The sequence below is a fragment of the Ochrobactrum sp. Marseille-Q0166 genome (assembly GCF_014397025.1).
Classification (GTDB): domain Bacteria; phylum Pseudomonadota; class Alphaproteobacteria; order Rhizobiales; family Rhizobiaceae; genus Brucella.
This window is the reverse complement of record NZ_JACJUO010000001.1, coordinates 2,096,069-2,117,901: the sequence shown is the minus strand read 5'-3', so window position 1 is coordinate 2,117,901 and position 21,833 is coordinate 2,096,069. Positions and strand designations below refer to the sequence as shown.

The following is a 21,833-nucleotide window of genomic DNA, read 5'->3' as shown; positions in this document are numbered from 1 at the left end:
CCATGGTAACCGAACCGTCCAACGCCGACATTGCAGTTATGAGCTTCGAGGATGCCTTGAAGCAGCTTGAGAAGATCGTCGATGATCTTGAGCGGGGCGATGTGCCGCTGGAAGAGTCAATCCGTATTTATGAGCGCGGCGAAGCCTTGAAGAAGCATTGCGATACGCTGCTCAAATCTGCGGAAGACAAGGTCGAGAAAATCCGTGTTGGCCGCGATGGTCAGCCAGCGAGCACTGAGCCGCTCGACGCTGAATAAGCTCATCCAACAAGCCCATGAGAATAATAACGGCTCTTTGTGAGCCGCTATCTGTTTGCGTCCCTGCGACCTGACTGGAGGTCTTAAGATCGCAGTGACCGCAATCTTGTCGGATGATCAGGATCAGAACGAGCGCTGGAAGCGCACCATACCCTGTATGGCATCCTTGCCCTTGAGTACGGAACGATCATCATTCCACTTGGTATAGGAGATTTCTGGCGTTACAGTGAAGCCCGGTACGAGCGTATAGGCGACATTCATCGTACCTGCAAAACGACCAGCTTCTTCGTAAGCGGCCTGAATGTTGAAGGCGGCCTTCTTGTTGATCTTGTACTTCGCGCCACCCCATACAGCCCAATCACCACCCCAGGTGCCATAGAAGCTGTCAATCTGACGAACGCCAGCAATGTAGTGATCGTCGTTCGACTTGTAAGCGCCCTGCGCCCAGACCGAGAGCTGGTCGGTGACGTTGACGTCGAGGCGAACCTTACCCATCCACTCTTCATTGAGGGCGTCGTAAGCTGCAACACCGGCGATTGAACCCCAATCCTGAGCGAGCTTCAAGCCACCAACAACATATGGCATGTAGTCGTCAATCAGAACAGACTTGTTAAAGTCGCTGTTTGCAGCCTGACCCTGTTCCAGAGCGATGATGGCCGAGAAGCCGTTGCCGCCCTTGAAGGTGTAGCTGATGGCGTTGGTACGGGTGCCACCAGCCAGAATAACGTCGTCATTGATGACGTCTCCAAGGTAGCCGGTGAAGGTCACAAATGCCGATTCATCAAGACCAAGACGAAGACCGCCAAGCTGGATATAGGCATAGCGAAGCTCACCGCTCGCACCGCTCACGCCATTGTTCCAGTCAAAACGGGCATCGGCATAGGTCTTGAGCGTGCCCAGATCAGTTTCGCTTGCAGTGGACAAGCTAAGCTCAAAACGCGACGTCATGTCGTAGGTGTCGCGCTCGCGCTTAGCCAGGGTCTTTGCGTAAACGTCATCACCGCCCGTGATGTCGTAACGAATGTAACCATGGATGCGAAGGCAGGTTTCAGTGCCTGGAATGTAGAAGTAACCCGCGCCGTAGGCATCGCAAACGCGAACATACTCTACGGCTTCCGGCTCTGGTGCAACAATCGCATCAGCAGCCTGTGCAGCGGAGGCGAACGAAAATACTGCAGCTGAAGCGCAGAGAAAATGCTTAACCCTCATAATTGTCTCCGTAAGTGAGGTGTGATGGAAGCGCTTATAAAGGTAGTAAAAAAACAAACAATACCAATTAGTTGTCAGATCAGTGAGGTTTTAATGATTATGCAACACTGCTTAGAGGAAATAAAAAAAGTATAGTATTTAGGTATTGACTGTTGTTAATGCGCTACAGAATTAAATTCTGAGGAAATTAGTCTGTCAGTTCCTAATGGAGTATATGTTTGAGATGCGCAGCATAAGGCGCAAGTGCGCCGCTGAGCATATAGGGACCGAGCCCCCACACCAATGTCCAGCCCGCGGCACCGACAATATTGGCGGCCATAAAATGCAGAGGTGGCATTTTCATAGACCCGGCAATGATGCCGTTTAATTGGCGTAGCAACACGACAAAGCGTGCTGTCGCAACAACATAGATGCCCTTTGTTTCAAACATTTTTTCAAAATGTTCCAGCCGTTCCGGCGTGAGTTTAACGCGATGACCATATTTCAAGATCAATGCACGACCGCCATAACGCCCGATGATGTAGCCGGTACAGTCTCCAAGGACTGCACCGATAAAGACGGCAATCAGTACATGCTCAATGTGCAAAGTGCCGTGTAGAGCAAGCAAAGAACATGCGATCAGGGCACTTTCACCGGGAAGCGGCGCACCAAACGATTCAAAATACACGATAACAAATATCGCAAAGGCGCCATAAGCTGCGATGTAATGATCGATGAAACCCATCCGCTGTCGACGCTTTCTTGAATAAAGTAATAAAAAGGCTCCGGTGCGTGCCGGAGCCTATAATATTATAGGGTGTTTTTTAGCCGATGGAACGCTTGCCTGTGATCTTGTGATAGGCCCACAGGACAATGATCGATCCGATAATAGCAATAATCAGGCTTATCGGATCGAAAGCACCTGTGACGCCGCGACCAAAAACAGCCGAAGAAAGAACGCCGCCAACGATGGCCCCGACAATGCCTAATGCAATGTCGAAGAACACCCCCTGGCCGCTTTTATTGACGATTTTACTGCCGATGAAGCCGGCAATCAGCCCTAGGATAATCCAGCTTATAACAGACATCTAATATCTCCGATCACGAAAATAAGATTAAGCATCAAGCATTTAGAAAATTTTCACAATAGTTTGTCTTTGGCAAGTTATAATGCTTGTCAAAGGTGAAAACTTATTTCACCTTAACTTATCGTGTGTGAGAAAACCACAGCGACCAACAGGGAGTATCGTGTGATGGGAAGTTATGACGACAATTCCAAGAACTCGCCGATCCCCGGCGGCAGCCTTGCCAAGCCGGTTCTGATAGCGCTCGGCGCGCTTTTGGTCGGTAAGATGCTGAAAGGCCACAGCGACGAGCCTGAAAAACCTGCCTCGATTCCAGATCAATCTGCGCCACAACAGGCGGATAGCGGAGGCGGCTTGCTAGGCGGGATTCTGGGTGGTCTTGGTGGTTTGCTTGGAGGCACTTTGGCCAGCGGCGGTGCAGCATCCGCTCCGGCGGCTCCCGGTCCGCTTGGCGGCGGCCTTGGGGGGCTTCTTGATCAGCTCAAGCAGGCAGGTCTGGGCGATAAGGTGGATTCCTGGGTTGGGCAGGGTACCAATCATCAAATTGAGCCCGGCCAGCTCGGGGATGCGCTCGGGAGTAAAACACTGAGCGAAATTGCAGCGCATGCGGGTATCGACCAGCAGGAACTGCTCGATCAGTTGTCACAGGTACTGCCCGGTCTGGTAGACAAGCTGACGACCAATGGACAGGTGCCAGACACGAACGAATTGTCGCGCCTGTTGCACAATCGCTGAGAGGGCTGTATTTTTAAACATATCGCGCACCGGCAAGCCGTTTGCTGGTGCGTTTTATTTGGTGGTTGCTCAATGAGTTTTTTCCCCTGTCCTGACCCGGTTCTTGGCGACAAGACGTCCGTAGACGCGATCGAAACGCTGGTCATTCCGCGTACGAGCGATATTGGCGGGCTTGAAGTACGCCGTGCTTTGCCCACTGTGCGCAGGCGTTTGGTGGGACCATTCATCTTCTTCGATCGGATGGGGCCGGCAGTATTGAAGGATGGCGATGCGCTTGACGTCCGCCCGCATCCACATATTGGCCTGTCTACCGTGACCTATCTTTTTGATGGCCATATCCGGCATCGCGACAGTCTTGGCACTGAAATGGTGATCCGTCCGGGGGACGTAAACCTCATGACGGCTGGCCGTGGCATCGTGCATTCAGAGCGATCTCCTGAAGAAGAGCGCAACGGTCCCTTGTCAATTTCCGGTGTGCAGACATGGCTGGCGCTGCCAGAGCAATTTGAAGAAATCGATCCGGATTTCTATCACACAAATTCCCCTGATTTGCCGTTGATGGAAGACCGCGAATTTAAGGGACGCTTGATCATCGGCTCTATGCATGGCGTTTCTTCGCCGGTGATCCAGCACGCAGAAACACTTTATGCCGATATTGACGTGTTGCCCGGTGGCCGGTTCCATATCCCGCCAACAACGGAAGAGCGCGCGATTTATACGCTGCGTGGCAATGTTGGCATTGGTGGTGAAGTGTTCCCGCCTGATCGCTTGCTGGCATTCCGCCCGGGTGACGATATTGTGGTGCATGCTGGACCTGACGGCGCGCATTTCATGCTGTTTGGCGGCGCGGCGCTCGGTTCAAAACGTTACGTCTGGTGGAATTTCGTTTCGTCTTCCAAAGAACGTATTGAACAGGCTAAGGAAGAATGGCGTACGGGTCGCTTCGATATTGTTCCGGGCGACGAGGAAGAATTCATACCTTTGCCAGAATAAGCGCTCATAGGACAACATGCCTCGCGGGGCACAATGTGATCTTTGGTCCGCTTGATCTGCTTAGGACGCTGCTATACCGACAAACCCAAATCGAACCAGAAACAGGTTGTTTTAATGTCCCGACCCATAACCCCGCTGCTCGACAAGGCTCCGACGCCGGAAGCTCTTCGCGCATTGCCGGAACAGGATTTGCCGAAGCTGGCTGAAGAATTGCGCGCCGAACTGGTAGACGCGGTCTCCACCACTGGCGGGCATCTTGGAGCGGGACTTGGTGTGGTGGAACTGACCATCGCGCTGCATCATGTTTTTGATACGCCACATGACCGTATCATCTGGGATGTGGGCCATCAGGCCTATCCGCACAAAATCCTGACCGGGCGCCGTGACCGTATCCGCACGTTACGTCAGGAAAACGGTCTGTCCGGTTTCACCAAGCGTGCTGAAAGCGAATATGATCCGTTTGGCGCGGCGCATTCCTCGACCTCGATTTCGGCGGGTCTTGGCATGGCTGTGGCGAGCGATCTTTCTGGCGAAAAACGCAATGTGATCGCGGTTATCGGCGATGGCTCCATGTCAGCCGGTATGGCCTATGAGGCGATGAACAATGCCGGTGCGCTCGATGCACGGCTGATCGTTATTCTTAATGATAATGATATGTCGATTGCGCCGCCCACGGGTGCCATGAGCGCTTATCTGGCGCGGCTTGTGTCAGGAAAAACCTACCGCAGCGTGCGTGAAGCAGCCAAGCAGGTGGCCAAGAAGCTGCCAAAGTTCTTGCAGGATAAAGCCCGCAAATCGGAAGAATTCACCCGTGCTTTTTTCACGGGAGGCACCCTCTTTGAGGAACTGGGCTTCTATTATGTCGGCCCGATTGACGGTCATAACCTCGACCATCTGCTGCCGGTCCTCAAAAACGTGCGCGACACGCAGGAAGGTCCGGTTCTGCTCCATGTGGTAACGCAGAAGGGCAAGGGTTATGCGCCTGCCGAAGCCGCCGCCGATAAATATCACGGCGTCAACAAGTTCGACGTCATCACCGGCAAGCAGGCGAAGCCGCCAGCAAATGCGCCGAGCTACACCAAGATTTTCGGCACAAGCCTGATTGAAGAAGCACGGTACGACGACAAGATCGTTGCAGTGACGGCTGCGATGCCAACCGGCACAGGTCTTGATCTTTTTGGTGAAGTCTTCCCAAAGCGTACATTCGATGTCGGTATTGCCGAACAGCACGCTGTCACTTTTGCCGCTGGTCTGGCCTCCGAAGGCTATAAGCCTTTCTGTGCGATCTATTCGACTTTCCTTCAGCGCGGCTATGATCAGGTCGTGCATGACGTGTCGATCCAGAATCTGCCTGTGCGTTTTCCCATCGACCGCGCTGGTCTGGTGGGGGCCGATGGTCCAACCCATGCCGGTTCGTTCGATACCGGCTTCCTTGCAGCGCTGCCCGGCTTTGTGGTGATGGCGGCATCCGATGAAGCTGAACTGCGTCATATGGTGCGCACCGCTGCGGACTATGATGAAGGCCCGATTTCCTTCCGCTATCCGCGTGGTGATGGTGTCGGCGTCGAATTGCCTGAACGGGGATCGGTTCTTGAAATCGGCAAGGGCCGTATCGTGCGGGAAGGTACCAAAGTGGCACTTCTCTCCTTCGGCACGCGTTTGCAGGAATGCCTGAGCGCTGCTGATGAGCTTGCTGCGGCAGGTCTTTCCACAACGGTTGCCGATGCACGTTTTGCCAAGCCGCTCGATCATGATCTGATCCGCCGTCTGGCGCGTGAGCATGAAGTGCTCCTCACCATTGAAGAAGGTGCGGCTGGTGGCTTTGCCGCCCATGTCCTGCAATTCCTTGCGACCGACGGTCTTCTGGATCGCGGTCTCAAGGTACGTGTGCTGACCTTGCCGGATATCTATCAGGACCACGCCAAGCCGGAAGTTATGTATGCCAATGCCGGTCTGGACCGTGCTGGTATTGTGCACACTGTCTTTGCGGCATTGGGCCGTGAAGAAATCGCGACACCATTCCGCGCCTGATTGATGAGTGAACCATTGACGGATAACCGCCCGCGTCTGGATCAGTTGCTGGTTGATCGCGGACTGTTCGCCACGCGTTCGCGTGCACGGGATGCAATCCAGCGCGGCACGGTGAAGGTTGACGGCAAACCCGTCACCAAGCCGGGGCAGAATGTTCTTCGCACAGCAGAACTAAGCGTTGACGATCCCGCAAGCGCCTATGTTTCGCGCGCAGCACTTAAGCTGATCGCCGCACTTGATCATTTCAGTCTCGATGTGAAGGGCGTGACCGCGCTTGATATTGGCGCATCGACCGGCGGTTTTACACAGGTGCTGTTGGAGCGTGGCGCAAGCCATGTCATTGCAATCGATGTCGGCCATGACCAGTTGCACGCGACTTTGCGAAACGATCCGCGCGTGACCAACAAGGAAGGGGTGAATGCGCGTGCGCTCGATACCATACACCTTGATGGCCGCAATATTGGTTGCGTTGTTTCGGATGTGAGTTTCATTTCATTGAAACTCGCTCTGCCCCCGGCATTGGCCTTGGCGCAAAAAGATGCTATCTGCGCGCTTCTCGTAAAGCCGCAGTTTGAAGCCGGGCGCGAAGCCATTGGCAAAGGCGGTATTCTGCGTGACCCGAAAGACGGCGAACGCATTGCGGAAGAATTGAAATCATGGCTTGAGACGCAGCCCGGTTGGCGTGCGCTCGGCCTTTGCCCGTCCCCCATCGAGGGGGGCTATGGCAACCGTGAGTATCTCTTGGCAGGAAAGAAAGACCAATGACGACCCAGGTAACAATCCGCTCGATGGGTGCGGGCGGCGATGGCGTTGCTAATCTTCCTGATGGCCAACTTTTTGTGCCTTTCACTCTGCCTGGCGAAGTGGCCAATGTGGCGCGTGACAAAAACCGTGCTGCGGTGATTGCGCTGCTTGAAACTTCTGATGAACGGCAGGACCCATCTTGCCAGCATTTTGAAGATTGCGGCGGCTGCGCTTTACAGCATTGGCAGGATGAACCTTATCGCGCATGGAAGCGCGAACTTGTGGTCTCTGCACTCAAGGGCAGGGGTCTTGAGGTGCAAGTGGATGCGCTGGTTGCTTGCAAGCCGCAATCGCGCCGCCGCGCCGTCTTTGCTGCACGCAAGACGGAAAAAGGTGTATTGCTTGGCTTCAACCGTCATCAAAGCCACGAAATTATCGATATTGTCGAATGTGCGGTGACAGTTCCTGAAATCATTATGCGGCTCGATGATCTGCGCGAAGTGGGGGCACTGATAGCGCCCGGTTCCAAGCCGTTCAAACTGGCGGCAACGGTTACGGCCTCCGGGCTTGATCTGGCGGCAAGCGGCTGTGGCAAGCTCACCGACGATCAGCGCCGTGCACTGACCGCGCTTGTGATGAAAAAGGGCTTTGCTCGCCTGTCGCATGAAGGCGAAATTATCGTTGAGCCGAAAAAGCCGATTATTCATTTCGGCAAGGTAGCTGTTCCGGTCCCGCCGGGCTGCTTCCTTCAGGCAACGGCTGAAGCCGAAGAAGCAATGGTGTCGCTGGTTGAAGCACATCTTGGCAAAGCCAAGCGTGTTGCGGATCTGTTTTGTGGTGTCGGTACATTCGCACTGCGAATTGCAGAAAAGAGCGCGGTCCATGCCATTGAAAACGATGCGCCGGCACTGGCAGCGCTTGATCGCGGTATCCGCCATGTGCAGGGCTTGAAGCCCGTAACCGTTGAACGCCGTGATCTGTTCCGTCGCCCGTTAATGCCGAAGGAATTGCTGCCTTACAATGCCGTTGTGTTTGATCCACCGCGTGCGGGCGCAGAAGAACAGGCACTGGAGCTGGCTAAATCCAAGGTGGAGAAGGTTGTGGCGGTTTCGTGCAACCCGGTGACGCTGGCGCGAGATCTCGCCATTCTGGTGAAGGGCGGCTATCGCATCACCCGCGTCACGCCGATCGACCAGTTCCTATGGTCGCCCCATGTTGAAGCGGTAGCGACACTGGTGAAGAAATAAAGCGGCCTCCCGCCTCACATTCGGAGTCGTGATGTCTGTAATTGTTACTGACTGGCCGCTGTTTTTGAGGCTCATCTGCCCACGCAATGTTGCGGTAAAATTCGACATTGCTAAAAGATAGAGGACTGAATCGATAAAGATTATCCATTCAGTTTTTTTCATTTCATGGCTTTGTGCCATGTCCATATCGCGTTTTGTTTCAATAAGGCCCATAGGCTGCAAGACGTATCACCGGCGCGGTTCTTCCTCCCAATCGTGAACAGCGCCCTGCGATAGACGATAAAAAATGACTGATAAAACGACATTGCCGGATTTGAACGGCATTCTACCTTCCCGCGCAATTAAAATCAAAAAACACGGATTAGCCCATCGGTTGCTCTATCCGTTTCTCAGCATCGTCTTCATTTTTGCAAGTATTGGCGTTGCCGTTGCATGGTTCCCGGGTCTCTACAAAGATCATCTGATTATGAACGATCCGGTTGTTCTGGAAGATGCTTCTGTAAATGACGGGCAGTGCCGCTCGAAGAAGATGACCGTGAATTGTAAGGCGGTTATTGTTTATGACTATGATGGTGAGCGCCGCGTTAAGCCGGTTGAATTCTCGTTTGTAAGCCTGTCGAGCGGTGATTACGAAACAGATGTTGTGATGCAGCGTTCCGATCCCGAAAATGTTACGCTGACACTTGCTATAGACGAATTCTGGAACCGTCTGGCGTTTGATCTCGGCCTGTTTGCAATCATGCTCGCCATGGCCGTTTTGTTTCTGGTTCGCTTCATCCGGATCATGGGCAGCGCATCGGCGATGAAGTCGACTGCTGCTTTGCGCTTTGCATGGGCGAAAATTACGGCCAGCAAGAAGCATCTGGGCGCAACGAATGTCACTTATAACCCACTTGATGCGACGCATAAGAAAAAGAACATCGTTTCGCGGTTCTCGAAAAATGAAGCACCGTTTATGCGTTATGTCGAAGCAGAAGACGAAACTTATGGCATTGTAGCCATCCATCCGCAGGCATCTTTGCCGGTCCTGCTTGATGAGAATTTCGAGCGTCTTGAACTGAGCAGCGTAGAGCGTGAAACTGCATTAAAAGGAGTGAACGCAAAGATCGCGGGCTGATAAAAAAGGGCGGAAATTCCGCCCTTTTGCTTATCTCAACGCCCAATCAACTGCCGCCTCCGCATGTAAACGTGTTGTGTCAAACACTGGTACCGGACTGTCCTGCGGGCCGATCAGCAACATGATTTCCGTACAACCGAGGATAACGGCTTCCGCTCCGCGCTCGACCAGACGCGTGATGACAGCGCGGTATTTTTCGCGCGATTCATCGCTTACTTTGCCAACCACAAGCTCCTGATAGATGATGTCATGGACGGTTTTACGATCGGCATCGTCAGGCGTGAGAACTTGCAGCCCATATTTGGAACTCAGACGGCCTTTATAAAAATCCTGTTCCATCGTGAAGGCGGTGCCGAGCAGTCCGACTGTTGAGAAACCAGCGGCCTCGATCTTTTCTGCTGTCGGATCAGCAATATGCACGAGCGGAATTGACGTGGCGCTTTCAATATCAGTCGCCATTTTATGCATGGTATTGGTGCAGATCAGGATGAAGTCCGCGCCGCCTTTTTCAAGGTTTTGCGCGGCTTCAATCATCAGCGTCGTCAGCTCATCCCATTTGCCCTGGTGCTGGAGATGTTCGATTTCTGCAAAATCCATCGACCACATCAGGCTTTTGGCAGAATGCGTGCCACCAAGCCGCGCACGCACTTCCCGGTTGATGATCCGATAATATTCCTGCGAGCTTTCCCAACTCATACCGCCGATCAGTCCAATGGTCTTCATCAAGCCCTCCCGGATGTAGTTAAGGGCGGATCGCTCCGCCCTTGTTGTTCAATCATGCATAATGGTTCAGTGCGGTGATTACATCTTTTCGATGATCTTTGGATCGCCTTCATGTGCGCGGCCATTGGCAGCGAGGATTGCAGGCACGATGTCTTTCGCCTGATCAATCACCAGCGGCTTCACCTGATGGGCGGTGTGCAGGAAGCCTTCGTTTGTCATATGCTCAAGCAAAGTGAGCATCGGCTGCCAGAAATTGTTGATATTGGCGAAGACCATAGGCTTGCGGTGCTTGCCAAGCTGCGCCCACGTCATCATTTCCACGATTTCTTCAACCGTGCCAATGCCGCCGGGAAGTGTGACGAAAGCGTCAGACTTCTGGAACATAAGATGTTTGCGCTCGTGCATGTCGCCAACCACGATCAATTCGGTCAGCTCCTGCGCTTTTTCAAGGCTTGCTTCCTTGTCGAGCAGAAAGGTCGGAATGATGCCGGTGACTTCGCCGCCAGCTTCCATCACGCCTTGCGCGACAGCGCCCATAATGCCGCGCGTGCCGCCGCCATAGACAAGGCGGATGCCATGTTCGGCAAGCGAACGACCGAGCGTCAGGCCCGCTTCACGATAGATGGGGTTCAGGCCCGTTGAAGAGCCGCAATAAACACAAATGGATCGAATCTCAGACATGATTTCTTGTGCGCCTTTGGCGTTTGAGCGTCAAGCTTCGGCTGGACTTTTAAGGTGATAGCTATAACTCTGGGGAGGTAAAACTTTGACAGGGAGTCGGTGGAATGAAGAATTGGGCTTTGTTGGCAGGCCTTTCGCTTATAGCATCAGGGGCAGTATCTGGAGCAATGGCTGGAGACATTACCATCCCTCTGCCGGATGATGTTGAAGTGACGGAAAACTCTGTTCTCTACAAATGCGGCGATCAGAATATTTCGGCCACCTATTATAACGCAGGCGAGAATTCGCTTGTGCAGCTTGAAATGGAAAACAACACCGTGATTGCGGCCAATGTTCTTGCAGGTTCCGGTGCCAAATATGCGGGCGGCGTTTATATCTGGTGGAGCAAGGGTGACGGCGCCGACCTCTATAATTTGATGGATGATCCCGATCAGGAAAAGCCAATAAGCTGCACGGAAGAATGATTCCTTCCACTCCATAAAGCGCAGTTCGGCTCAACTTCTTGTGAGGTGTTGAAAAAAGCGATAAACCCATTCGTTAATGTACTCATATGGGTTTCGGGCCGAAATGCAAAATAACAGATATGGAATTATCGGCATCGTGCTCCTCCTCCTTCTAGGCGGCGGCGCATATTATTGGAATTCGCTTAAAAGTCAGGGCGTTGCTCCCGGTTCGGACATAACCGCAAAGGCACCTGAAACCAGTAGCGCGTCTAAGCCAGTTGAAGCTGAGGCGCCTGCGGCATCGCAGCAACCGGAAAAGACCGCTGAGGTTGAGCTGCAACAAGCCACCACACAGCCTGACATTGGACAGGGGCAGCAGGTATCTCCGCCTGCAAAAACACCCGTCTTCGATATTCTGCGTGTTGAAGCCGATGGTTCTGTCGTGATTGCCGGTCAGGCTGCGGCGAATGCCGCCGTTGAGATTATATCCGGCTCAAAAGTTCTTGGCACAGCCAAAGCCGGTGAGAATGGCGATTTTGCGATTGTTCTTGATCAGCCGCTTTCGCCGGGCGATCATCAGCTTGTACTGCGCGCGGGCGGTGAGGGCGGCAATGTTGCAACCTCTGCGCAGACAGCAATTGTGTCTGTACCTGACAATAGCCACGGACAGGTGCTCGCACTTGTTGAAGAGCCAGGACAAGCCAGCCGCCTGATCACCACACCGCAAGCGCCTGTTGAACAAGCGGCTGCTTCGTCTGATGCACCATCAACCAGCGCGACACAAGAGGTTAAGCCGGCCTCCGATGCACCTATAGCGATTGAGGCTGTTGAAATTGAGGGCAACACCGTGTTTGTGGCAGGCAACGCAAAAGGCCATAAAGATGGCAACAGCGTTGTCGTCAATGCCAATGATACATTGCTTGGCGCAAGTCCTGTGTCGCCGGAAGGCCGTTTTCTGGTACAAAGTCAGAAACCGCTGGCCGTTGGAGATTATATCATCCGTGCTGATCTTCTGGATCGCTCAGGCCGTGTGATTGCTACTGCACGTGTCCCTTTCCGTCGCGAAGCTGGCGATAATGTTTCGGCAGTTGCAACGGGGTCGGGCGCGCAGACTGCAAGTGCACAGGATGCTGAAGGCGGGACACCTTTGCAGAAGGTGGATGGCTCGGTGATTATCCGCAAAGGTGACAATCTCTGGACGATTTCCAAGCGCACTTATGGCAATGGTTTGCGTTATACTACGATCTATCTCGCCAATCGCGACCAGATTCGTAATCCTGATCTGATCCTGCCTGGGCAGGTTTTTGTTATGCCGCAGCAGCCGCTTGGCGATGATGAAGTGCAACGCCGCCTGCAAGATTCCGCAAACTGATAGCAACGCACCATTTTCATTTCGTGAACGCAGTGTCCTTTAGAAAGGGCGCTGCGTAATATTGCGATTTCCGGTGTAATCGTATATCGTCGATTTACGATGAAAATATCCTTGGAAATGATGTCCACTGTTTTGCCGGGCGTAGATGATGACCTTGCGGCGCGTATTTACGCAGCGCTCGGTCACCCTGTTCGCATTCACATTCTCCGGCAGCTGATCCTCGAAGATGCGTGCTGCTGCAAAGACATTGTCGGTCGTCTCGATCTCGCTCAATCCACTGTGTCGCAGCATCTCAAAGTTCTCGTTCAGGCTGGCCTTATCGACTACCGGCCCGACCGTCAGACTTCGCGCTATAGCGTCAACTGGCAGCAACTGTCCCTTATTCGTTCGCATCTCGCAGCCTTCAATAATGGCTGTTGCGAAAAAATTGTCTGATCTGAAAGAAGCCCCATGAGTTCCCCCAAAACTGTTTCTGCCGACTCCGGCGAAACGCTCAAGACTTTGCGAAATCTCTGGCCCTATATGTGGCCGTCTGAGCGCCCCGATCTGCGCATGCGCGTGGTTTGGGCGACGTTCTACCTGGTGATTTCCAAGATTGTACTGATCCTCGTTCCCTACTTCTTTAAATGGGTGACGAATGCGCTCAACGGTCAATTGGATGCGCCGGGTTACATTCCGCTCATTCTCACTGGCGCAGTCATGCTGGTGCTGGCCTATAATGCGGCCAAGATTATTCAGGCGGGCCTCAATCAGCTGCGCGATGCACTGTTTGCCAGTGTGGGCCAATATGCGGTGCGCCAACTTGCCTATAAGACCTTTGTGCATATGCACCAGCTTTCACTGCGCTTCCATCTTGAGCGGCGCACGGGAGGTCTTTCGCGCGTAATTGAACGCGGTACCAAGGGTATCGAAACGATCGTCCGTTTCACAATCCTCAATACATTGCCAACTATTCTGGAATTCGCGCTGACGGCAGTAATTTTTGCCTTTGCCTACGGCTTTTCCTATCTGCTCGTCGTGGCTTTGACGGTCATCGCCTATACGTGGTTCACGATCAAGGCGAGCGACTGGCGCATTAATATTCGCCGAGAAATGAATGACTCAGACACCGATGCCAACACCAAGGCGATCGACTCGCTGCTCAACTTTGAGACGGTTAAATATTTCGGCAATGAGACCATGGAAGCCAAACGCTTCGACGCGTCGATGGCACGCTATGAAGACGCGGCTACCAAGACATGGACCTCGCTCGGCTGGCTGAACTTTGGTCAGGCGGTGATCTTCGGCGTGGGTATGGCGATTGTTATGGTCATGTCCGCACGTGAAGTGCAGGCTGGTACGCAGTCGCTCGGTGACTTTGTCTTCATCAATGCCATGCTGATGCAGCTTTCTATTCCGCTCAATTTCATCGGCTTCATCTATCGCGAGATCCGTCAGGGCCTCACTGATATCGAGCAGATGTTTGACCTTCTCGATGTTCAGCAGGAAGTGCAGGATAAGCCAAATGCTGCGCCACTCCATGTCGATAAGGGTGCGATCCGCTTCAACGATGTGCATTTTGCCTACGATGCCAATCGTCCAATCCTGAAAGGCGTGAGCTTTGAAGTGCCTGCGGGCAAGACGGTGGCGATTGTGGGTCCGTCGGGCGCAGGTAAATCCACCATCTCGCGGCTTTTGTTCCGCTTTTATGATGTGCAGTCGGGTTCTGTCACGATTGACGGGCAGGACGTGCGCGATGTCACGCAGGAAAGCTTGCGCAAGGTGATCGGTATGGTCCCGCAGGACACGGTGCTGTTTAACGATACGATTGCCTATAATATCCGTTATGGCCGTACTGATGCGACCGACAGTGAAGTCGAAAAAGCTGCCGAAATGGCGCAGATTTCCGGCTTCATCAAGCATCTGCCAGAAGGTTATCAGGCGATGGTCGGCGAGCGTGGTCTCAAGCTTTCCGGTGGCGAAAAGCAGCGCGTAGCCATTGCCCGCACGATCCTGAAAGCGCCGCCGATCCTGATCCTTGATGAGGCGACATCGGCGCTTGATACCGCGACAGAACAGGAAATCCAGTCGGCACTTGATATTGTCAGCCGGGGCCGCACGACGCTGGTGATCGCACACCGCCTTTCCACCGTCATCGGTGCAGATGAAATCATTGTGCTGAAAGATGGTCTGATCGCCGAGCGTGGCACGCATCGCGATCTGCTGATGCAGAATGGTCTCTATGCTTCGATGTGGAGCCGCCAGCGTGAAGCGGATGAGGCGGAGGAACGTCTGCGTCAGGTCCGCGAAAGCGATGATATGGGCGTTGTCACACGCGGCGCACCTGCCGCGGAGTGAGTTCATTCCTCTTTGCAGAAGTCGAGTATTCAGGCATTGTCAGTCCCGGCGGGGGCTGACAATGCTAAAGATATTTTGTCAAAAAACATTTTGGAAAAAGACGCTATGGTGGACTTGGAAGGTCTACGAATTTTTATGCGTTACGATTGTAACTATCCTCAGCTTGCGCATTTTGTTTTTGCTCGCTGTCTATTTGACCGACAGTTTTATCTTGCCCAATGGCATGATCGTGAAACGTGAATTTTACGGTTCAATACGACAGAGTCAGAGTAACCTCTATGCATCTGACGGTAAAACGCGTCTTGCAACTCGAATTTCAAGCATGTGCTTTAATGACCGCTATATTAAGGTTCGTAGCTCTGGTGTTCTCAAATTGATCGATGGGGAAACGAACAGACTTATTCCGCTTTCCGACCATGAAGCCCGGAGGAAGGTCGATCCCTCGGGATCATTGAACGATGACTGCAATGGTTATTACAAAGACTGGGTGTCTCCAAATTTTCTATATGTGACGAACAGAGATCGCCGGGTGCCACGTTGTGATCGACGCAATTTCGATAATCCCAATTTGAAAAATCTTGAATGGTTTGAAAAGCGCCGTTGTCGTTCACGCTGATGAAATACAACTTTCGAGCCTGATAGAAACAAATTTTTGAATAAGTTATCCCCTTAGGATCTATCGCCGTTACCCTCTCAGGAATTGTAATTTGAGAGGGCTCATGAACACACATTTATCGAAGATCGATAAGAGCAGACAGCGGTTGAATGAATTAAGCCGTCGGCAAGCTTTCAGTCACTACATCAAACATGGCAATGTTCCTCGTGTTTGGAACGAAATTATGGATGCTTCACACACCGAAGAAAAGTTTCTTCGGTATCTGACTCGTTATCATCAAGCAGTGTCACACAAAGCGAATGTTGGTGCTGAGGAGCAGAGCACCACACATTATATTTGGCGTACAAAGCGTGATGGTCGCGTGCGCAGCGAACATGCTGCCAATGACGGCAAATTATTCTCATGGAAAGAACGGCCTGTTACTGGCCATCCCGGTGAAAAGTATAATTGCCGCTTTAACGGGGAGGTAAAAATGTAAAGTGCTGTGCTTTTAATTAGTGGCGAAAGTACATTCTAATTCACAGATGACTTGAAATATCCTTTGGACATGGAAAACTTTATCGGAATGGAATTTGAGTTGGGTGGGACGCCTTACGAAATTACAGGTGAGTGGACAGCAAATTTCGTTGCGCGCGTTTTTACGGACGAGTCGAAAAGCCAGTATTTTCATAAGGGGGGCAAATGATCAGATTTTCGCTGTGGCTGGTGTGGAGCGTCTATAAGATCGCCTGTGTTTTTGTGATCTCCATGGTGATCCTCTTTGCGCTCTTTATCATTTTCGCGCGCTATACAAATTACTGACCATAAGGCGCGATGGGATCACGCGCCCTGACAGCCGTGAATAATTTGCGAAATCAATTTGGATTTCGGACAGGATGGGGTAAAAACGGGCAAACTTAAAGGAAAACCGATGAGCCTGTCTGATACTATTCGCAACACTTTCGTGCCGATCCATCGTGAAGGCTATCCGTTTATCGCGGCGTTTTTCGTCGTTTCGCTCATTCTGGGCTGGCTGTGGGAGCCGTTGTTCTGGGTCGGTCTGGTGCTGACCATCTGGTGCATCTATTTCTACCGTGACCCTGAACGCGTGACGCCGATTGCCGATGATCTCGTGATCAGCCCGGCCGATGGCAAGGTTTCATTCGTCGGCCTTGCTGTGCCGCCCGCAGAACTGGACCTTGGTGCAGAGCCGCTGATGCGGGTTTCCGTGTTCATGAACGTATTTTCGGTTCACATCAACCGTGCGCCTGTGCGGGGTAAGATCGAAAAGATTTTCCACCGTCCGGGTAAGTTCCTCAACGCGGAACTTGATAAGGCCAGCACTGATAATGAACGCAATTCAGTGTTGATTGACAGCGCAAATGGCAAGATCGGTGTTGTGCAGATTGCGGGTCTGGTTGCACGCCGCATTGTTTGCTGGTCGCGCGAAAGCGATAATCTCTCTGTCGGTGAACGCTTCGGGCTAATCCGCTTCGGTTCGCGCGTTGATGTCTATCTGCCAGCCGGGGCTTCGGTTCGCGTTGCTGTGGGGCAAACGGCTGTGGCCGGTGAGACCGTTCTTGCAGAGTTTGGCAGCGAACGCGCAGAACCTGTGGTGCGGATCGCCTGAGCTGATGGAAACACCATTCCCACCCTTTGAGCCGAATGGCCGCGCGGATTCATCACGCGGCCCAAGACTATCGCAGATTCCACTGCGCATTGTTGTTCCGAATGTCATCACTGTTCTTGCCATATGTGCGGGGCTGACTGGCATTCGTTTGGCGTTTGAGCACCGTTTCGAACTCGCAGTCGCGATGGTGCTCGTTGCAGCATTTCTCGATGGTGTCGACGGCCGTGTTGCGCGCATGATGAAAGGTTCGTCAAAGTTTGGCGAGCAGATGGATTCTCTCGCTGATATCGTAAACTTCGGCGTTGCTCCCGCACTGGTGCTGTATGTCTACGTGCTCGACCAGGCGCGCTCGTTTGGCTGGATTGCGGCGCTTCTCTATGCCATCGCCTGCTGCCTGCGCTTGGCGCGCTTCAATGTGATGCTGGAAGACCCAAACCGCCCGCCATGGCAGAGTAACTACTTTATCGGCGTTCCCGCACCGGCGGGTGCCATGCTGGTATTGTTGCCCGTCTATTTGGGTTTCCTTGGTCTTACGCCGACAAGGGGACTGGCCTTCGCAGTTGCAATATTTACGGTAGCTATTGCGTTTTTGCTTGTTAGCCGCCTGCCGGTCTACAATGGCAAATCTGCGGGAAGCCTCATTCGCCGCGATTTTGTGATGCCATTGATTTTGCTCGTGGTTATTTATGTGGCCTTCCTGATGAGCTTCACATGGTACACGCTGACGCTGACGGCACTGGCCTATTTGGCCTTTTTGCCACTCAGCTTGGTGGCATGGAATCGTCGCGAAGCCGCAGACCGCAATGCTGTTTTCCCAGGCGAGTCGTCAGAAGAAGCCTGACGGTAAGTTTTGGAGAATAAAATTTGCGCGCTCCTGAACCGTTGATTTCGGCAGGAGCGCGATTTCATATCCAAGCTGCTGATATGTCTGCTCCATCGCTTCAAATGTGCGTTTCGCTTCATCGAAGTCCTGCTTGCGCTCAGTGTCCTGACCAAAAATCTCTGCCCATGGCGGAGCAAGAAACACCGTTCTATTATATTGAATCGTGTGGACTGCTTGGAGAATATGTTCAGGCACCGGCAATCCACAAAGTGTGAGATAGCCTATAACATCAGGCACGCCTCGATCAAAGAACACCGGTCCTTCGTTGTTGCCGGCAAGATCGTAAGAGCGCATCTCCCATGAAAGCATTAGCTCCGCAAACAAGGCGCGATCGGCCCATGGCAGGGCGTTTCCGCCGATCTTTACCTGCTGTTGAATAATGGCACGGCCTGCCTCAACACTGCGTGCAAAGCCTTGCTTCTCGAGAGCGTCGACGAGTGTGCTTTTGCCTGATCCGGGTCCGCCACTGATAATGATGAAGCGCTGATAGTCGTGAGACATTGGTCCTCCAGTAAAATGGGAGTGTGCGCGTGCATAAGCGCGCGAAGGAGCGGTCTTGTCTGGTGAAGGGGGGAAGGTCCGCTTTAAAATGGGCCGGAAAGGTCGGCAGGAGCGGAATATTTAGAAAGGATAAGTCCGGCCTTGGCTTCGCGCAAGGCCGGATCGAAAAAATCAAGAAGGCATATGATAATCGAGGAACCGGTCCTGACGAACATCAAACAGCTTACCCGTTACCTCAAGGGCCGGATCGGCGAGCTTGACGATCTTTTCAGCAACCGACTGTGGTGTGGGCAGGGTTTCAGGATCTTCACCTGGCATAGCTTTCGCACGCATTGCCGTGCGGGTTGCCCCCGGATTGACCAGATTGACTTTCAGCTTCATCTGCTTTGTTTCTTCGGCCCAGCTGCGCCCCATCACTTCGACCGCGGCTTTTGAAGCCGCATAAGGCGCCCAGAAAGCGCGGCAGCTATGCGCAACACCTGAAGAAAGCAGAATCGCACGTCCCGCATCCGATGCGCGCAACAGCGGATCTGTGGAGCGGATCAGGCGCCATACGCTTTTGACGTTCACATTCATGACCTGTTCGAAAACTTTGGCTTCAACATGGCCGATGGGGGAAATCGTACCTAGAATACCTGCATTCGCGACCAGAACGTCGAGTTTGCCCCAGCGCTCATGAATGGAACCACCGAGGCGATCAATCGCCTCCATGTCAGTGATGTCGAGTGGCACAAGCGTCGTGCTTCCACCATTCTTGCGAATATCGTCGTCGAGTTCTTCCAGACCGCCAACAGTGCGTGCGACTGCAATCACATGTGCGCCGCGCTTTGCCAGTTCGAGCGAAAGAAAATATCCAATTCCGCGTGAAGCGCCCGTTACCAAAGCCACCCGGCCAGTAAGGTCGATACTCATTTTACCCCCAGTTTGGTCTAATAAATAAAAACAGGCGGCCTCGCGAGCCGCCTGCATGAAGACAGTCGATCACCCGTTGGAGGCGAGAAGCGACAAGGTGTGGACGTTGCTTTCGCCTTCCTGATCGAGAAGTCGGGTCGGATATTCACCCGTAAAATAGTGATCGGTGAAGGCCGGGGCCTTCGGATCACGTGGCTCACCGCCAACGGCCTTGTAAAGTCCGTCGATGGTGAGAAACTCAAGCGAATCCGCACCGATATAGCGGCACATCGCTTCCAGACTATCATACTGGTTTGCCAGCAGTTTATCGCCATCTGGCGTGTCGATACCGTAGAAATCCGGGTGAAAAATCATCGGGCTCGCGACGCGAATATGGACTTCCTTGGCGCCTGCATCACGGATCATCTGAACGATCTTGACCGAAGTGGTGCCACGCACAATGGAATCATCCACCAGAACGACGCGCTTGCCTTCGATCATCGCACGATTGGCAGAATGCTTGAGCTTCACGCCAAGCGCGCGGATCTGCTGGGTTGGCTCAATGAAGGTACGGCCGACATAGTGATTGCGGATGATGCCATATTCAAACGGAATGCCGCTTGCCTGTGCGAAGCCGAGCGCCGCAGGTGTGCCGCCGTCCGGCACCGGCACAACAACGTCGGCCTCGATTGGCGATTCCTTCGCCAGTTCCATGCCCATGTTCTTGCGCGAAACATAAACACTGCGTCCGCCCACGACAGAGTCAGGACGCGCAAAATAGACATATTCGAACAGGCAGAGCCGTTCCGGCTGGGGATTTTCAGCCTTGATGCAATCAGTGGTAATGGAGCCATCTTTCTGTATCTCGCAGATGATGACTTCGCCGTTCTCGACGTCGCGAACATATTTCGCGCCGATAATATCGAGAGCGCAGGTTTCCGAACAGAAGATCGGCTTGCCGTCCAGATCACCCATGACGAGTGGGCGAATACCGACCGGATCGCGCGCAGCAATGAGCTTGGTGCGGGTCAGTGCCAGCATGGCATATCCGCCTTCAACCTGACGGATCGCATCAACAAAGCGATCACTCGACGAAGCCTGACGCGAACGGGCAATCATGTGCAGGACAACTTCGGTGTCCGAGGTTGCCTGAAAGATTGCGCCAGATGCAATCAGCTGCTTGCGCAGTGTAATGCCATTGGTGAAGTTACCGTTGTGAGCAATCGCGATGCCACCAACTTCCAGCTCTGCGAAAAGCGGCTGCACATTACGCAGGATCGTTTCGCCGGTTGTGGAATAGCGAACATGCCCGATGGCACGGTCGCCGGGTAGCCGGTTGAGTGTTGACGCTTCCGTAAAGTGATCGCCCACCAGTCCCATATGGCGTTCCGAATGGAAGCGGCGGTTGTGATAGGAAACGATACCGGCGGCTTCTTGTCCACGGGGCTGTAACGCATGCAGACCAAACGCTGTCAGCGCTGCTGCGTCCTCATGGCCGAGAATACCAAATACACCACACTCTTCATGCAACGTGTCATCGTCCAGCATAAAGGAAGTTTCGTCATGCGATTGTTGGGACATGGTCCGCAAGACCTTTCGATTGCGGTTATTAAAAGCAACATTTACAGCAAAAGACCTCATTTTAAAAGCGATCCCTTGCATGATGTGCGTTTGAGCCGCTGATATAGGATAGGACTTTGGCTAAAAACAGATGAAACCGGCAGCGTTGCGCATACCGGTTTCAAAAATGGTGGTTCAAGATCAGTTTGCAGCCGGTGTGTCGTCCGGTACGGGCTGCTCGGTCGTTGTTCCGGCTGGTGTCTGTGTACCCTGACCCGGTTTGAACTGTTTGATGGCGGCTTCTGGATCAGCTGGGAGAAGTTCAACGAGCTGCTGGCCAAAGGAGTCGAGCATCGGCTTGGACTTCGCATTTGTGACCCATGCAGGTTGGTCTGCAGGCACCAGCCAGTTGAAGAACAGCATTGCTACGACAACAAGCAGAACACCACGTGCCGCACCAAACAGGAAGCCGAGCGTGCGATCAAGTGCACCGATACGGCTATCGATGATGAAGTCAGCGATCTTCATCGTGATCAGCGAAACAACGATCAGTACCACCAGAAAAACTGCGCCGGCGGCTGCGATTTTGGCGATCGTCTCGTTGTTTATGTATGGCTGCAAATAGGGCAGCACCGGCTGGTAAAAGAGATAGGCTGCGGCGGCGGCCGCTGCCCATGAAACCAGTGAAAGCACTTCGCGTGAGAAACCGCGAACCATAGCAAGTACGGCCGAAACCAACGTTATTCCGAGTAGAATTCCATCAAGTAGCGTAACCGGCATTCTGGGCTGTCCTTATTTATGCGCAGCGTTTTTCACCTGC

The 21,833-nt window shown here is 53.1% G+C and carries 24 protein-coding genes; 15 read left to right on the top strand and 9 right to left on the bottom strand.

Going from position 1 to position 21,833, the window contains the following annotated elements; genetic code table 11:
* Window positions 1-2: 2 nt before the first annotated feature.
* A complete protein-coding gene (locus H5024_RS10165) occupies window positions 3-257 on the top strand; it encodes an exodeoxyribonuclease VII small subunit (protein ID WP_187546072.1) in 255 nt (84 codons plus the stop codon).
* Window positions 258-380: 123 nt separating this feature from the next.
* On the opposite strand, the gene H5024_RS10160 is transcribed toward H5024_RS10165, so the two are convergent.
* The 3 genes from H5024_RS10160 to H5024_RS10150 form a co-directional block, all read right to left on the bottom strand.
* A complete protein-coding gene (locus H5024_RS10160; RefSeq protein WP_187546070.1) occupies window positions 381-1,466 on the bottom strand; it encodes a porin in 1,086 nt (361 codons plus the stop codon).
* A gap of 202 nt (window positions 1,467-1,668) precedes the next feature.
* A complete protein-coding gene (locus tag H5024_RS10155; protein WP_187546068.1) occupies window positions 1,669-2,190 on the bottom strand; it encodes a DedA family protein in 522 nt (173 codons plus the stop codon).
* A 79-nt stretch (window positions 2,191-2,269) separates the two neighbouring features.
* Window positions 2,270-2,533 (bottom strand): GlsB/YeaQ/YmgE family stress response membrane protein, encoded by a 264-nt coding sequence (locus H5024_RS10150; protein WP_187546065.1) that lies wholly within the window; start codon window positions 2,531-2,533, stop codon window positions 2,270-2,272.
* A gap of 165 nt (window positions 2,534-2,698) precedes the next feature.
* Between H5024_RS10150 and H5024_RS10145 the strand changes: the two genes are divergently transcribed.
* From H5024_RS10145 to H5024_RS10120, 6 genes are all read left to right on the top strand, one after another.
* Window positions 2,699-3,265 carry a YidB family protein gene (locus H5024_RS10145; protein WP_187546063.1) on the top strand — a complete coding sequence of 189 codons (567 nt, stop codon included), beginning with the start codon at window positions 2,699-2,701 and terminating at the stop codon, window positions 3,263-3,265.
* A 72-nt stretch (window positions 3,266-3,337) separates the two neighbouring features.
* Window positions 3,338-4,258 carry a pirin family protein gene (locus H5024_RS10140; RefSeq protein ID WP_187546061.1) on the top strand — a complete coding sequence of 307 codons (921 nt, stop codon included), beginning with the start codon at window positions 3,338-3,340 and terminating at the stop codon, window positions 4,256-4,258.
* 114 nt (window positions 4,259-4,372) lie between these two features.
* Window positions 4,373-6,289: a 1-deoxy-D-xylulose-5-phosphate synthase gene (gene dxs, locus H5024_RS10135; protein WP_187546059.1), complete on the top strand. Its 1,917-nt coding sequence runs from the start codon at window positions 4,373-4,375 to the stop codon at window positions 6,287-6,289.
* Between the two features lie 3 nt (window positions 6,290-6,292).
* The gene (locus H5024_RS10130; RefSeq protein WP_187546058.1) at window positions 6,293-7,054 is read left to right on the top strand and encodes a TlyA family RNA methyltransferase; all 762 of its coding nucleotides are present in this window, start codon (window positions 6,293-6,295) and stop codon (window positions 7,052-7,054) included.
* Entirely contained in the window at window positions 7,051-8,280 is a 1,230-nt protein-coding gene (locus tag H5024_RS10125; protein ID WP_187546056.1) for a class I SAM-dependent RNA methyltransferase, read from the top strand. The genes H5024_RS10130 and H5024_RS10125 overlap by 4 nt, the downstream gene beginning before the upstream one ends.
* Before the next feature lie 286 nt (window positions 8,281-8,566).
* Entirely contained in the window at window positions 8,567-9,397 is an 831-nt protein-coding gene (locus tag H5024_RS10120) for a hypothetical protein (protein WP_187546054.1), read from the top strand.
* Between the two features lie 30 nt (window positions 9,398-9,427).
* Here H5024_RS10120 and H5024_RS10115 read toward each other — a convergent pair whose 3' ends face one another.
* Window positions 9,428-10,120, bottom strand: coding sequence for an aspartate/glutamate racemase family protein (locus tag H5024_RS10115; RefSeq protein WP_187546052.1), 693 nt, complete (start codon window positions 10,118-10,120; stop codon window positions 9,428-9,430).
* 78 nt (window positions 10,121-10,198) lie between these two features.
* Window positions 10,199-10,801, bottom strand: a complete 603-nt coding sequence (locus H5024_RS10110; RefSeq protein WP_187546049.1) for a TIGR00730 family Rossman fold protein — start codon at window positions 10,799-10,801, stop codon at window positions 10,199-10,201.
* Between the two features lie 104 nt (window positions 10,802-10,905).
* On the opposite strand from H5024_RS10110, the gene H5024_RS10105 reads away from it, so the two are divergent.
* The 8 genes from H5024_RS10105 (at window position 10,906) to pssA (ending at window position 18,019) form a co-directional block, all read left to right on the top strand.
* A complete protein-coding gene (locus H5024_RS10105; RefSeq protein ID WP_187546047.1) occupies window positions 10,906-11,265 on the top strand; it encodes an MliC family protein in 360 nt (119 codons plus the stop codon).
* A gap of 103 nt (window positions 11,266-11,368) precedes the next feature.
* Entirely contained in the window at window positions 11,369-12,616 is a 1,248-nt protein-coding gene (locus H5024_RS10100) for an Ig-like domain-containing protein (protein ID WP_187546044.1), read from the top strand.
* Between the two features lie 117 nt (window positions 12,617-12,733).
* Entirely contained in the window at window positions 12,734-13,051 is a 318-nt protein-coding gene (locus tag H5024_RS10095) for a metalloregulator ArsR/SmtB family transcription factor (protein WP_247875228.1), read from the top strand.
* Between the two features lie 15 nt (window positions 13,052-13,066).
* A complete protein-coding gene (locus H5024_RS10090) occupies window positions 13,067-14,953 on the top strand; it encodes an ABC transporter ATP-binding protein/permease (RefSeq protein WP_187546040.1) in 1,887 nt (628 codons plus the stop codon).
* Window positions 14,954-15,014: 61 nt separating this feature from the next.
* Window positions 15,015-15,569, top strand: a complete 555-nt coding sequence (locus H5024_RS10085) for a hypothetical protein (RefSeq protein ID WP_187546038.1) — start codon at window positions 15,015-15,017, stop codon at window positions 15,567-15,569.
* A gap of 103 nt (window positions 15,570-15,672) precedes the next feature.
* Window positions 15,673-16,047, top strand: coding sequence for a phage minor head protein (locus H5024_RS10080; RefSeq protein ID WP_187546035.1), 375 nt, complete (start codon window positions 15,673-15,675; stop codon window positions 16,045-16,047).
* 432 nt (window positions 16,048-16,479) lie between these two features.
* On the top strand, window positions 16,480-17,178 hold the full coding sequence (locus tag H5024_RS10075; RefSeq protein WP_187546033.1) for a phosphatidylserine decarboxylase: 699 nt from the start codon (window positions 16,480-16,482) through the stop codon (window positions 17,176-17,178).
* Between the two features lie 4 nt (window positions 17,179-17,182).
* Window positions 17,183-18,019, top strand: a complete 837-nt coding sequence (gene pssA / locus H5024_RS10070; protein ID WP_187546759.1) for a CDP-diacylglycerol--serine O-phosphatidyltransferase — start codon at window positions 17,183-17,185, stop codon at window positions 18,017-18,019.
* Here the strand turns inward: pssA and H5024_RS10065 are convergent.
* The 4 genes from H5024_RS10065 to H5024_RS10050 form a co-directional block, all read right to left on the bottom strand.
* The gene (locus H5024_RS10065; protein ID WP_187546030.1) at window positions 18,005-18,562 is read right to left on the bottom strand and encodes an AAA family ATPase; all 558 of its coding nucleotides are present in this window, start codon (window positions 18,560-18,562) and stop codon (window positions 18,005-18,007) included. The two genes, pssA and H5024_RS10065, sit on opposite strands and share 15 nt — an antisense overlap.
* Window positions 18,563-18,733: 171 nt before the next feature.
* The gene (locus H5024_RS10060) at window positions 18,734-19,474 is read right to left on the bottom strand and encodes an SDR family NAD(P)-dependent oxidoreductase (protein ID WP_187546028.1); all 741 of its coding nucleotides are present in this window, start codon (window positions 19,472-19,474) and stop codon (window positions 18,734-18,736) included.
* A gap of 69 nt (window positions 19,475-19,543) precedes the next feature.
* Window positions 19,544-21,034: an amidophosphoribosyltransferase gene (gene purF, locus H5024_RS10055; RefSeq protein WP_187546025.1), complete on the bottom strand. Its 1,491-nt coding sequence runs from the start codon at window positions 21,032-21,034 to the stop codon at window positions 19,544-19,546.
* 180 nt (window positions 21,035-21,214) lie between these two features.
* Window positions 21,215-21,793, bottom strand: a complete 579-nt coding sequence (locus tag H5024_RS10050) for a CvpA family protein (RefSeq protein WP_187546023.1) — start codon at window positions 21,791-21,793, stop codon at window positions 21,215-21,217.
* Window positions 21,794-21,833: the final 40 nt, after the last annotated feature.